General features: G+C 58.8%; 12 protein-coding genes. 7 read left to right on the top strand and 5 right to left on the bottom strand.

Annotation, left to right across the window (positions count from 1 at the left end):
• Window positions 1-2: 2 nt before the first annotated feature.
• Entirely contained in the window at window positions 3-1,073 is a 1,071-nt protein-coding gene (locus tag AC2FJB_RS09490; protein ID WP_496718114.1) for a polyprenyl synthetase family protein, read from the top strand.
• Here the strand turns inward: AC2FJB_RS09490 and AC2FJB_RS09485 are convergent.
• The 4 genes from AC2FJB_RS09485 to AC2FJB_RS09470 form a co-directional block, all read right to left on the bottom strand.
• A complete protein-coding gene (locus AC2FJB_RS09485) occupies window positions 1,064-1,534 on the bottom strand; it encodes a hypothetical protein (protein WP_496718113.1) in 471 nt (156 codons plus the stop codon). The genes AC2FJB_RS09490 and AC2FJB_RS09485 overlap by 10 nt on opposite strands.
• Before the next feature lie 62 nt (window positions 1,535-1,596).
• Window positions 1,597-2,376, bottom strand: a complete 780-nt coding sequence (locus AC2FJB_RS09480; RefSeq protein ID WP_117873529.1) for a carnitinyl-CoA dehydratase — start codon at window positions 2,374-2,376, stop codon at window positions 1,597-1,599.
• A 3-nt stretch (window positions 2,377-2,379) separates the two neighbouring features.
• Window positions 2,380-4,395, bottom strand: a complete 2,016-nt coding sequence (locus AC2FJB_RS09475) for an acetate--CoA ligase family protein (RefSeq protein ID WP_496718111.1) — start codon at window positions 4,393-4,395, stop codon at window positions 2,380-2,382.
• Between the two features lie 2 nt (window positions 4,396-4,397).
• Complete coding sequence (locus tag AC2FJB_RS09470) at window positions 4,398-5,558, bottom strand: acyl-CoA dehydrogenase family protein (RefSeq protein WP_496718110.1); 1,161 nt, start codon at window positions 5,556-5,558, stop codon at window positions 4,398-4,400.
• A gap of 80 nt (window positions 5,559-5,638) precedes the next feature.
• On the opposite strand from AC2FJB_RS09470, the gene AC2FJB_RS09465 reads away from it, so the two are divergent.
• Entirely contained in the window at window positions 5,639-6,586 is a 948-nt protein-coding gene (locus tag AC2FJB_RS09465) for a GlxA family transcriptional regulator (protein WP_496718108.1), read from the top strand.
• A gap of 56 nt (window positions 6,587-6,642) precedes the next feature.
• Here AC2FJB_RS09465 and AC2FJB_RS09460 read toward each other — a convergent pair whose 3' ends face one another.
• A complete protein-coding gene (locus AC2FJB_RS09460) occupies window positions 6,643-7,245 on the bottom strand; it encodes a helix-turn-helix domain-containing protein (RefSeq protein WP_299898349.1) in 603 nt (200 codons plus the stop codon).
• A gap of 147 nt (window positions 7,246-7,392) precedes the next feature.
• Between AC2FJB_RS09460 and glyA the strand changes: the two genes are divergently transcribed.
• From glyA to AC2FJB_RS09435, 5 genes are all read left to right on the top strand, one after another.
• Complete coding sequence (gene glyA, locus AC2FJB_RS09455) at window positions 7,393-8,646, top strand: serine hydroxymethyltransferase (RefSeq protein WP_496718105.1); 1,254 nt, start codon at window positions 7,393-7,395, stop codon at window positions 8,644-8,646.
• A gap of 11 nt (window positions 8,647-8,657) precedes the next feature.
• On the top strand, window positions 8,658-10,040 hold the full coding sequence (gene lpdA, locus AC2FJB_RS09450) for a dihydrolipoyl dehydrogenase (protein WP_496718103.1): 1,383 nt from the start codon (window positions 8,658-8,660) through the stop codon (window positions 10,038-10,040).
• A gap of 14 nt (window positions 10,041-10,054) precedes the next feature.
• Complete coding sequence (gene lipA, locus AC2FJB_RS09445) at window positions 10,055-10,999, top strand: lipoyl synthase (RefSeq protein ID WP_496718102.1); 945 nt, start codon at window positions 10,055-10,057, stop codon at window positions 10,997-10,999.
• Window positions 11,000-11,024: 25 nt separating this feature from the next.
• Window positions 11,025-12,398 carry an alanine/glycine:cation symporter family protein gene (locus AC2FJB_RS09440; RefSeq protein WP_117873545.1) on the top strand — a complete coding sequence of 458 codons (1,374 nt, stop codon included), beginning with the start codon at window positions 11,025-11,027 and terminating at the stop codon, window positions 12,396-12,398.
• 78 nt (window positions 12,399-12,476) lie between these two features.
• Window positions 12,477-12,899 carry a universal stress protein gene (locus tag AC2FJB_RS09435; protein WP_117873547.1) on the top strand — a complete coding sequence of 141 codons (423 nt, stop codon included), beginning with the start codon at window positions 12,477-12,479 and terminating at the stop codon, window positions 12,897-12,899.
• The last annotated feature ends 104 nt before the right edge of the window (window positions 12,900-13,003 follow it).

Raw genomic sequence — 13,003 nt, 5'->3', positions numbered from 1 at the left:
CTGTGAAATCCGGAACCGCGCATTTGGATCCTGCGGCGAAACAGGATTTTCTTGAAACGCTGACCTCATACGGGGATCAGGCGCGCGAAACGCTGTTGGGCTTGTTGCCGACGGGTGAGCCTCAGGCCTATCTGTATGGTCCGATGCGCGATTATATCGAAACCTCGGGCAAGGGTCTGAGGCCTGCGCTGTTACTGGCTACATGCGAAGCCTTCGGTGGAAACAGCGAGAATGCGAGGGTCTCGGCCGCAGTTCTTGAGTTGCTGCACAATGCCTTTCTGATCCATGACGACATCGAAGATCAAAGCGATTTCCGGCGCGGGCGCGAATGTATGCACAAGCGGCTTGGGGTTCCACTGGCGATCAATACCGGAGACGGGATGCAATCTCTGGCCCTTCGCCTGCTGCGTCAGAACCTGGGACCGTTGGGCCCGGAAACCGGTATGCGCGTGGTTGATGAGTTCGACCATCTGTTGCAGCAATCCATCGAAGGCCAGGCGTTGGAGCTTGGCTGGATACGAGACAATCGACTGAATGTCGATGCATCCGACTATCTGAGGATGTGTCTGAAAAAGACCTGCTGGTACAGTTTCATTCACCCGATGCGCATCGGGGCCCTGATTGCGCGGCCACATGATGTCGAGTCCGGCGCGCTTAAACTGGATGATTTCAATGCCTTTGGCTTTTTCCTGGGTGCAGCGTTTCAGATTCAGGATGACGTTTTGAATCTCGTCGGCTCTCAGGACAGTTACGGCAAGGAAATTGGCGGCGACATCTATGAAGGCAAACGCACGCTGATGCTGGGCCAGCTTGGACTGAAGGCGGATGAACCTGAACAGGCACGGTTGGCCGAGATGTTGTCAAACCCGCGCGATACCCGGTCGACGCAAGATGTCACCTGGGTGCTGGAACGCATGCACCACTATGGCAGTATCCGCTATGCACAGGACGCGGCGAATGACCTGCTGGCTTCAGCCCGGAGTGAGTTCGCGCAGGTATTCGCGGGGACCAAAGACGGGCCGCGCGCGTTTCTTGGACAGTTCATGGACTATCTCGTGACCCGTCAGGTCTGAGCGCCCGCCACCTCGAAAATCACCACAAGCGAGGTCTGGTCCGTTCCTGTACAGGCGATCCGGCCATGATATTCACCGGGTTCGGTGAGATCGGGTATAGTGACGGCAACAGCAACATCCGTTGCTTCCCCAGGGTCAAGCAGGATTTGTGGCGGGATCACACTGATGCGGTTCGCCGGCAGAATGTCGCCGTTCGGATTGGTCAGATCGCCTGGTTCGAACTGCATCTGAACAGGGGCCGCGCCTTCCGGTGCCTCAAAGGACAGCAGAATGGTGGCGGTACTGCCGGGATGGCAGGTTTTGCGGCACATGAAGGGACCGTCCAGATGCTGCTGCGGGCCCCGTTCCCTGTTAAGCACACGGCGTGCTATATCGGAAATCGGTTGATTGTCGGGCTGCGGCGCAATCGGGCTGACCGCACGAGATGCACTAACATATGGTTTTCGTTCGAAATACGGCATGCCTAACTGTGCACGTGTGGTGCGGATCAGTAAATGGCAAATTCACGTTCTGCGATCAGAGTTCACTTCCCTTTCCAGACCGGATCCCTTTTTTCGGCGAAAGCGCGCGCGCCTTCCAGCTGATCTTCACTGGCATAGAGAACGTCCACAGTACTTAGCTGACGCTTGGTTATGCGGTTCATGGCATCCTGAAACTTGGCATCTTCGGCATCACGTACGATTTCCTTGATCGCGGCGTAAACCAGAGGTGGCCCCGAGGCCAACAGCCGGGCCAGCTCCCAGGCGCGGTCCATCAGTTGATCTGCCGCGATGATCTCGTTCACCAGACCCCAGCGATTGGCTTCTTCGGCGTCGAACCACCGGCCGGTAAGCAGAAGCTCCATCGCGATGTGATAAGGGATACGCTTGGGCAGTTTGACGCTGGCCGCATCCGCGACAGTCCCCGAGCGGATTTCCGGCAGGGCGAATGTGGCATGATCTGCGGCAAGGATCACGTCCGCTGACAGGGCCAGCTCCAGCCCGCCGCCACAGGCGATGCCGTTGACGGCCGCGATCACGGGTTTGTTCAGGTCGCGCAGCTCTTGCAAGCCGCCGAACCCTCCGACGCCGTAGTCCCCGTCCACGGCATCACCGTCGGCCGCTGCTTTCAGGTCCCAGCCCGGACAAAAGAATTTCTCTCCTCCGCCCGTCAGAATGGCCACGCGCAGCTCCGGATCGTCGCGAAACTCGGCGAACACCTCACCCATTCTGCGGCTGGTGACAAGATCGATGGCATTGGCCTTGGGCCGGTCCAGTGTCACCTCAAGGATCGTTCCGTCGCGGCGGGTTTTGATCGGGTCCATATCTCAGGCCTTTCTTATCAGAGCATCCACGGCAACGGCCTTGTCCGGCGTGCACAGGAGCGGGTTAATCTCGACCTCGCCAAGCGTGTCGGCGTTTTGCATGACATAGGCCTGAACAGCCTCGACTGCGGCAATGATTGCATCCATATCAGCAGCCCGTTGGCCGCGATAGCCCGCCAGCAAGGGGACGATTTTCAATTTGCCGAGCGCGGCGCGGATGTCTTCGGACGCGCTGGGTACCAGCATTGACACCGTGTCGCGCAAGACTTCGGTCAGTACCCCCCCCGCCCCCAATGTCAGGACAAACCCATGCGCGGGGTCACGGACGATACCGACCAGAAGTTCGGCGACGGTTCCGGTGATCATCTCTTCGATCAGGATATCTTCGGTGCCGATGTCAGCGGCCACACTGGCCACGTCTTTGGTTTGAATGCCCAGCCGAACAGCGGCGTGTTCGGATTTATGCGCAAGCCCAACACCTTTCACGGCAAAGGGGGCTTCCATGTCCTGCGCTGCTGCGAGGGCTGCCGCTGGCCCGGAAACCGTGCAGGTTCGGGGGATATGCAGGCCGCATTCAGCCAGCGCCTGCTTCGACTCACCTTCGGTCAGGGTTTGGGTCGCCTCAGCCGTTCCCGGCAACCAGACGGGATGCGTGGCAGGGGCCGAGACCTGACCCGCCGCCCGGGTTGCCGCCAGTGCCTCGCGCAGACCCATGAACGGAATTACACCACCGGCCATCAGGTCCTGTGCGACGTCTTCAGGCAGATTTTCGGGCAACGTCGCGACGATTGCAAACCGAGCACCGGTTTCAGCGCGCACTCTCAACGCAGCTCGGGTCGCGCAACTCCAGTCAGTCGGATCCGTCGTCGGATAGTCAACGATCGAGAACGTCAGGTCGATGTCTTCACCCGTCATACCCGACCATGCCTGTGCCATCGCCTCTTCGTCACGCCAGATATAGGTGTGATAATCCAGCGGGTTATTCAGAGCGACCATGGGGCCGAGAGCGTCACGCAGACGGGCCCTTTTGTCATCGCTCAACTTCGGGAAACGCAGGCCCGTACCGACGGCCATATCTGCGATCAGGCTGGCCTCACCCCCTGAACAACTGATCGAAGCGATGCAGCCACCCGGCAGCGGTCCATAGCAGTGCAACAGTTTCAGCGTTTCAAGAAAGTCGGGCAACGCGGACAAACGCGGGATTCCGAGCCGGTCCAGAAGGGCCTGTGCGCCCGCATCGCTGCCCGCAAGAGACGCGGTATGCGAAATGGTGGCCGCCTGCGCCTGTTCCGATGCGCCCACTTTGAGGGCGACCAGCGGGATGCCCTTCGAATAGGCCTTGGCGGCCAACGCCTCCCATTCCCGGACGTCCTTGAACCCTTCGATATGCAATCCCACGGCGGTTACGCGCGGATCGTCGATCAAGGCCGAGGCAGTTTCGGCCTGGCTGGTCTGGGCCATGTTTCCACAGGCCATCATATAGGCAATCGGCAACCCGCGTTTCTGCATGGTCAGATTGATCGAGATGTTTGAACTTTGCGTCAGGATCGCTACGCCCTTGTCAACCGGGGTCGCCCCGTGCTGGTCCGGCCACAACAGGGCACCGTCCAGCGCGTTGATGAAGCCATAGCAGTTCGGGCCAAGAATGGGCATGTCACCGGCTGCACCGACCAGTTGATCCTGCAAGTCCCCGCCGGTGTCATCTTCGGCAACGGCCTCGGAAAAGCCCGAGGCAAAGCACACCGCCCCGCCCGCACCCATACTGGACAGTACACGAACGGCCTCGATGGTGGCGTGGCGGTTGATACCGATGAAAACCGCATCCGGGGCTTCGGGCAGGTCCTCGATGTGGCCAAAAACCCTGTGGCCCGCAATTTCCGACGCTTTGGGATGCACCGGCCAGATTGGACCGGCATAGCCCATGCGTTCGGATTGCAGAATAACCTGCTGACACCACGCGCCGCCGCCGATGACGGCGATGGTTTTCGGGCGCAGGAGCCGGGTCAGGTCTTTGTTCATGGTCAGGCGCCCAAGGGGCGTAGAAGATCGCGGCTGATGATGTGGCGCTGAATTTCGCTGGTGCCGTCCCAGATGCGCTCGACCCGGGCATCGCGCCAGAACCGTTCGATCGGGAAATCGTCCATCAAGCCCATCCCGCCGAAGATTTGCAGTGTGGTATCCGTAACCCGCGCCAGCGTTTCCGAGGCATAGAGCTTGGCCGAGGCAATCTCGCGGTTCGATGGCAGGTTTTGATCCAGACGCCACGCGGCGGCGAGTGTCAGCCAATCGGCGGCGTCGATCTCGGTGATCATGTCGGCGATCTGGAAGCCGACGCCCTGAAACTTGCCGATGGGCTGGCCGAACTGCTTACGCTCGGCCGCATAGTTCAGCGCATAGTCAAAGCAGCGCCGTGCGCGACCGACCGAGAACGCCGCGACCGTCAGACGGGTTGCGTAAAGCCATTCGTTCATCACGGCAAAACCGCCATCAACCTCGCCCAGGACCTGTGCGTCGGGCAATCGGCAGTTGTCGAAATACAGGATGTAGTTCTTGTAGCCCTTGTGGCTGACCGAGTTATAGCCCTCGCGCACTTCAAACCCCGGAGTGCCGCGATCCACTAAAAAAGTGGTGATGCGTTTTTTCGGGCCTTTGGGGGTTTCGTCCACGCCGGTCGCGATGAAGACGATGAAGAAATCCGCGTGTTCCGCGCCCGAGATGAAATGTTTCGATCCATTGACAACCCAATCGCCGCCATCGCGCACCGCCTGGCATTTCATACCACGCACATCCGAACCCGCATCCGGTTCGGTCATCGCCAGGGCGTCCATCCTGTCGCCACGTACGGCAGGCAGAAGATAACGTTCACGCTGGTCGTCGTTGCAGGCCATCAGGATGTTCTGCGGGCGACCAAAGAAATGCGTCAGTGCCATTGACCCACGGCCAAGCTCGCGCTCAACCAAGGTGAAATCTAGATGAGACAGGCCCGCACCACCGACTTCTTCGGGAAAGTTGCAGGCATAAAAGCCCAGATCGATACATTTCTGCTTAATCTGCTCGCCCAGCTCGGGAGGTACGGTTCCCGAGCGCTCGACCGCGTCTTCATGCGGGTAGATTTCGTTTTCAACAAAGCTGCGGACCGTCGAGACGATCATTTCCTGTTCTTCTGTCAGACCAAACTGCATGGCGCGTGTTCCCTGGATCGGTGGTTGACCAACCAAACGCCATCACTCATGGTCACGACATGCAGAATTGATATAAGATCATGCCGAATTCGAAAATTTTAACACGACAATACAACATTCTGCTCTTCAACGGGTTTTCGAACCATTGCCTTGCAAACATGGTCGAACCGCTCAGGGCTGCGAACAACCTGTCGAGGCAGGTTTTGTATTCGTGGTGTTTCTGTTCCATTGACGGAGACCCCGTTCAAAGTTCCAGCGGTCTTGTCGTTACACCGAATGGTGCAATCTCTGATCAGCAAGGCGACGTTCTGGTCGTCATGCCGTCTTACGGATATCGCAAGCTGGACACACGATCGACCACACGCACCGTGCTGGCTACAGCCAAAAAACACCGGCAAGTGGCCGGATTGGATACCGGAAGCTGGCTGCTGGCCCGCGCCGGTTTGCTGGATGAGCACCGGGCGACCATACACTGGGACGAGCTTTCCCGGTTCGAAGAGAGTTTTCCGGCCGTGGATGCGGTGCAGGAACGTTTTGTCATCGATGGCAACCGGTTGACCTGTTCCGGGGCCATGGCCGCGTTCGATCTGGCCTCGGCCCTTATCCGCCGGGATCACGGGCCTCTTTTGTCCATGGAAGTCGGGTATCTTCTGATGAGCCGAAATGGGCAGGACCATTACCCTTTGCCTCTGAAGTCCGAAGACATATTGGTCAATCGCGCGCTGGGTTTCATGCAGGCGAACCTTGAAACACCTCTTTCGATCAGGGAATTGGCCCGCAAGATCGGGTGTTCGCAAAAGCGGATCGAAATGCGCATTCAGGCGGAGCTTAAAACCACGCCGCAAGCGCTGTATCGTCGGCTGCGGCTGAACCTGGCACGCAATCTGGCAGAAGATACCGAGCAATCCATCGCCGAAATCGCCGGTCGTTGCGGATATGAAAACGCCAGCGCCATGACGCGGGCATTCAAGGCAGAATTCGGCCAGACACCGACTGCGTTTCGCCACCGAAGCCTGTCTGACGTCTGAAGGGGGTGCGCATGGCGATGCCCGCTTTCCTCAAGAACCAAGGAAAACCATGGAAGTTATTCCAGCGAGACCCACAGCACCTTAGCGTCTTCTTCGCTGGTCGAAATACACCCATGCCCCATTCCACTGTCATAGTAGAGTGAGTCGCCGGCCTTCATTGGCAAAGGGCGGTAATGTTCAGACACGAAGATGAGTTCACCGCTGAGCACATACATGAATTCTTCTCCGGAATGTCGGATCCACGTCTCGAATTCCGACAGGTCGCGCGCCTTGATTGTCGCGATATAGGGCAGCATCCGCTTGCTGGTCAGTTCGGGGCAAAGCAGTTCATGCATGTAAGTGGGCGTATTCTTGATTTCCCCCTCGCCTTTCGGAGTGAAATCACGGCGGCCTGAAATGCCGGACTGACCCGACTGAAGAAACAACTGCGGGGTGCTCATATCAAGGGCCTGTGTCAGGCGCCGTACAATGTCAAAACTTGGCTTCGTCTGATTGTTTTCGATCTTGGACAGCGTCGACCGCCCGATACCCGCAGCGCGGCCGGCTTCTTCCAGAGTCCACCCTTTTGCGCGCCGTGCATCGCGGATGGAGCGGCCCAGAGCCTCACCTTCACTCAGATCTTCCTGTCCGGAAACATCATTTCGGCTTTCGTCGCCCATTGAATTCCCCCTGTTTTATCAAAGGCTACATGTTTCCCAGTATACACGCAACTTCTTGAATAAGAGATTTTTGTTGCCTAATGCGCATTATTTCCCCTATAGGAAACAAAGTTTCGTACTGAGGATTCGGGGCAAAAGGAGGAGACTATGTTCAAAACGTCGCTGATTGAGGCAGATCCCGTCATTGCCGCGTCCATCTCACGTGAGGGAGAGCGTCAGGCGGATCAGATCGAGTTGATCGCCTCGGAGAACATTGTCTCGAAGGCCGTGATCGACGCGCAGGGCTCGGTATTGACCAACAAATACGCCGAAGGCTATCCGGGCCGACGCTATTATGGCGGCTGTGAATATGTCGATGAGGTCGAGGTCGAGGCCATCGAACGTCTCAAGAAACTGTTTGGCTGTGTATATGCCAACGTTCAGCCCCATTCTGGCGCACAGGCCAACGGAGCAGTCAAGCTGGCGCTGCTGAGCCCGGGCGATACCATCCTGGGAATGTCGTTGGATGCAGGCGGCCATCTGACCCACGGCGCGAAACCAGCTCAGTCAGGTAAATGGTTCCGGCCCGTACAGTACGGCCTGACCGATGCAGGATTGATCGATTATGATCAGGTTGCCGATTTGGCGCGGGCGGAAAAGCCCAAGCTGATCATCGCAGGTGCGTCGGCTTACTCGCAAAAGATCGACTTTGCCAGATTCCGTGAAATCGCGGATGACGTTGACGCCTGGTTGCTGGCCGACATGGCTCATATCGCCGGGTTGGTGGCGACCGGCCTGCACCCCTCGCCTGTAGGACACGCACATGTCGTGACCTCGACCACGCACAAGACCCTGCGCGGGCCTCGTGGTGGCATCATCCTGACCAATGACGAAGCGCTGGCGAAAAAAATCAACTCGGCCGTATTCCCCGGCTTGCAGGGCGGCCCACTGATGCATGTGATCGCGGGCAAGGCGGTTGCCTTTGGCGAGGCACTCAAGCCTGAATTTAAGGAATATATGCAGCGCGTCGTAGACAGCGCATCGGCCTTGGCAAACGTCATGATGGCGCGCGGATGTGACATCGTTTCCGGCGGCACCGAGAACCACCTGATGCTGGTCGACCTGCGCCCGATTGGCGTGACCGGCAAAGACGCCGAAGCGGCGCTCGAGCGGGCCGGCTTCACCTGCAACAAGAACAGCGTTCCTGGTGATCCCGAGAAACCCACCATCACCAGCGGTATCCGTCTGGGCACCGCCGCCGGGTGCAGCCGTGGCTTTGGCCCAGCGGAATTCAAGCAGATCGGCCATCTGATCGGGGATGTTCTGGACGCACTCGCGCAGTCCAGTGAAGGTGACGAAACCGTCGAAATGAAAACTCGCGAACAGGTTCGCGCGCTCTGTGCAAACCACCCGATCTACTGAAAGTACGCGAAATGAATACCTACGACCTCATCGTTATCGGGGGCGGACCGGGCGGCTATGTTGCCGCGATCCGCGCGGCTCAGTTGGGCCTGAAAGTTGCATGTGTCGAAGGACGCGGCGCACTTGGCGGCACATGCCTGAACGTCGGATGCATCCCCTCCAAAGCGTTGCTGACCTCCTCGGCCAAATATGCCGAAATTGCACATCTCTCCTCCCATGGCATTGCGGTCGAGGGGGCCAGCATCGACGTCAGTGCGATGATGGGGCGCAAGGACAAGATCGTCAGTGATCTGACGAAGGGTATCGCGTTTCTGTTCAAGAAGAACGGTGTCGACCTGATTGAAGGATGGGCCAGCATTCCAGCACCCGGTCAGGTCAAGGTCGCCGATAACGTTTATGAAACAAAGACTATCCTGATCGCGACCGGATCCGAGCCGACCTCACTGCCGGGGATTGAAATTGATGAGCAGGATGTCCTCAGCTCGACCGGCGCAATTGCGTTGGAGAACGTTCCGGATCATCTGGTGGTCATCGGAGCGGGTGTGATTGGTCTGGAACTTGGTCAGGTCTGGGCGCGTCTCGGCGCCAAAGTCACCGTTGTTGAATATCTGGATCGCGTTCTGCCCGGCATTGATGGCGAAATCGCCAAGCTGGCGCAGCGCGCGTTGTCCAAGCGTGGGTTGAAATTCCAGCTGGGTCGTGCCCTCAAATCGGTTGAGAAAACCGCGGTTGGCCTGACCCTGACCGTGGATCGCGTCGGCAAGGACAAGGAAGAGGTGATCGAGGCCGATAAGGTTCTGATCGCCGTCGGACGCCGCCCCGTCACGCGTGGGCTTGGACTGGAAGAATTAGGCGTGTCCGTGAACCCACGTGGTTTCATCGAAGTCGATGAAGCATTCCAAACGTCTGTGCCCGGCATCTACGCTATTGGCGACTGTGTGCTCGGTCCGATGCTCGCGCACAAGGCAGAAGAAGACGGCGTTGCCTGTGTCGAGATGCTGGCCGGCGAAGCGGGGCACATCGATTACAACACCGTGCCGGGTGTGGTCTACACGGATCCCGAAGTGGCTTCGGTTGGTCAGACCGAAGAAGCGCTGAAAGACGCGGGCGTCGAATACGTTGTCGGCAAATTCGCCTTCATGGCCAACTCGCGGGCGCGAACGACGGGTGAAACAGATGGCGCAGTCAAGGTTCTGGCCGGTTCCGACGGCAAGATTCTCGGAGCCCATATCTGTGGTGCCCATGGCGGCGATCTGATCGCCGAGTTGGTGCTGGCCATGTCCAAAGGCGCCACGGTCGCTGATGTTGCAGCCTCGTGCCATGCACATCCCGCCATGGGTGAGGCGGTCAAAGAAGCATGTCTCGACGCCATGGGCCGTGCAATCCACGCATAACGAGGGACAGCCAGATGACGATCCAGCTCAGAGCACGCCACCCGGAAAAGGCCAAGAAGGCCGACAGCGTCATTCCGCGCAAACCCAGATGGATACGCAAGAAAAAGGGCGACAGCGCCGCGTATTACGAAACGCGACGGCTGATGCGGGATCACAATCTGGCAACGGTCTGCGAAGAAGCTGCCTGCCCCAATATCGGCGAATGCTGGTCCAAGCGTCATGCGACCATGATGATCATGGGTGAGGTCTGTACCCGCGGTTGTTCCTTCTGCAATGTGGCCACCGGTCGTCCCGATGCGCTTGATGCATTCGAACCCGGTCGCGTTGCATCGGCAGTCATGAAACTGGGCCTGCGCCACGTAGTGATCACTTCGGTTGATCGGGATGACTTGGATGATGGTGGGGCACAGCACATCGCCCAGACAATCCGGGCCGTGCGTCATCAGAACCCCGGCACCACGGTCGAGGTCCTGACGCCGGACTTCCTAGGCAAGGGCGACGCCGCCAACATCGTCTTCGAGGCAGCGCCGGACGTCTTCAACCACAACCTGGAAACCGTCCCTCACCTGTATCCGACAGTTCGCCCCGGCGCGCGCTATTATGCCTCGCTGCGGCTGCTGGACGATGCCAAACGTGCAAATCCCGAGATTTTCACCAAGTCGGGCCTGATGGTCGGGCTGGGTGAAACCCTGAACGACGTGCGTCAGGTCATGGATGATCTGCGCGCGGCACATGTCGATTTTCTGACGGTCGGGCAGTATCTGCAACCGACCCCGAAACACCATCCGATTGACCGGTTCTGGTCGCCCGAGGAATTCGCCCAACTGGAACAGATCGCACGTTCCAAGGGCTTTTTGCACGCGTCAGCCACACCGCTGACCCGTTCGTCGTTCCATGCAGACGAAGATTTCACTGCCCTCAAGCAGGCCCGCCAGCGGGCCATCGCGACCGGGGCATAAACCAAACGCAAATGGGAGGGAAACCATGGAAGCGTTAAATTCAATCGTAGGGGCCATCAATGGCGTCGTGTGGGGGCCGTTGATGCTGGTCCTCATTCTTGGCGTCGGCTTCTTCCTGCAGGTGGGGCTGAAATTCATGCCGATCCTGCGCATCGGCACGGGCTTCAGCCTGTTGTTCAAAGGCCGTGAAGGTCAAGGCGAAGGGCAAATCAGCCCGTTCAACGCGCTGATGACCTCGCTGTCGGCGACCATCGGTACAGGCAACATCGCCGGTGTGGCCACTGCTGTCTTCCTGGGCGGTCCAGGCGCCTTGTTCTGGATGTGGATGACCGCCCTGGTGGGCATGGCCACCAAATACGCCGAGGCTGTCTGCGCGGTGAAATACCGTGAGAAAGACGAGCTGGGCAACTATGTCGGTGGTCCGATGTACTACATCAAGAACGGTCTGGGCGCGAAATGGGCCTGGCTGGGTGTTGCATTTGCTCTGTTCGGCGCGGTTGCTGCCTTCGGCATCGGCAACGGCGTGCAGGCCAACGGTGTGGCACAGGTGCTTGAGGCCAACTTTGGCCTGAACACTTCGGTCACCGGCGTTATCCTGATGGTTCTGACCGCAGCCGTGATCCTGGGTGGCATCACCCGCATCGGTGCGGTTGCCGGTAAACTGGTTCCCTTCATGGCGATTGCTTACATTGTCGCCGGTCTGCTGGTCCTGCTGATCAACATCGGAGAGATCGGCAACGCCCTGTCACTGGTCTTTACCCATGCGTTCACCCCGTCCGCCGCAGAAGGTGGATTCGCGGGTGCAGCCGTCTGGGCCGCCATCCGCTTCGGTGTGGCACGTGGTGTGTTTTCGAACGAGGCCGGTCTGGGTTCGGCCCCGATCGCGCACGCCGCTGCCGAAACCAAGGGTCCAGTCAACCAGGGCCTGATCGCGATGCTGGGTACGTTCATCGATACCATCATCGTCTGCTCGATCACCGGTCTGGCCATCATCGCTTCGGGGGCATGGACATCGGGTGAATCCGGTGCGGCGCTGACCAGCCACGCGTTCGAACTGTCGCTGCCGGGTATCGGTGGGTACCTGATCGCCATCGCTCTGTCGATCTTTGCCTTCACCACCATCCTTGGTTGGTCGTTCTACGGCGAAAAATGTGTCGAGTTCCTGCTGGGCGTGAAATCCCTGATGCCCTACCGCGTTCTGTGGATCGTGATGATCTACTTCGGCGCAACCGCGGATCTGGGCTTCATCTGGCTGCTGGCCGATACGCTGAACGCCATGATGGCCATCCCGAACCTGATCGCCCTGGCGCTGCTGAGCCCGATCGTCTTCAAACTGACGAAAGAGTTCTTCGCCTCGGGCGGCAAGTCCGAAGAGCCGGGCGGCACACCTGCCGAATAAGCTCGGCCCGACCAAAACGGGGGGCCATCCCGGCCCCCCGCCTTTGAAACAGAATTTAATATCTCGAGGAGAGACGTGATGGCCACGAAAATCCTGCTGCCCATTGATCACACCGACGACCGCTCGTGGAAGAACGCCCTGCCGCTCGCGCTGGAACAGGCCAAGTTCTACGGTGCTGAACTGCATGCAGTTGCTGTCATCCCCGAGATCATCCAGCTGCCGAACCTGCCCGCCAACTATGGCGCCGGCGCCAAAGACCACGTGCGGGGTGCGGTTCAGGTGATTCTGGATCATGCCAATGCTTCCGACGTGCCGGTTCATGTGGAAGAAGGCAGTGTTTACCGCGAAATCCTGAAGCTTGCCTACAAGGAAGGCTTTGATCTGATCGTCATGGCATCGACCAAGGGCGATTTCCCGAACTACGAGATTGGCCCGAACCTGGCCCGTGTCGTGCGCAATGCGCATTGCACTGTCATGGTCGTTCGCGACCAGTCCCGCTGATTGAAAGGTTGAAGAAATGACCGATTTGAAACGCACGCCTCTTCACTCGTTGCACGTTGCTTTGGGTGGTAAGATGGTTGATTTTGCTGGGTGGGAGATGCCTG

The organism is Ruegeria sp. CDSC085 (assembly GCF_059610465.1).
The sequence above is the reverse complement of the archived record's forward strand: the minus strand, read 5'-3'. Positions and strand labels throughout refer to the sequence as shown.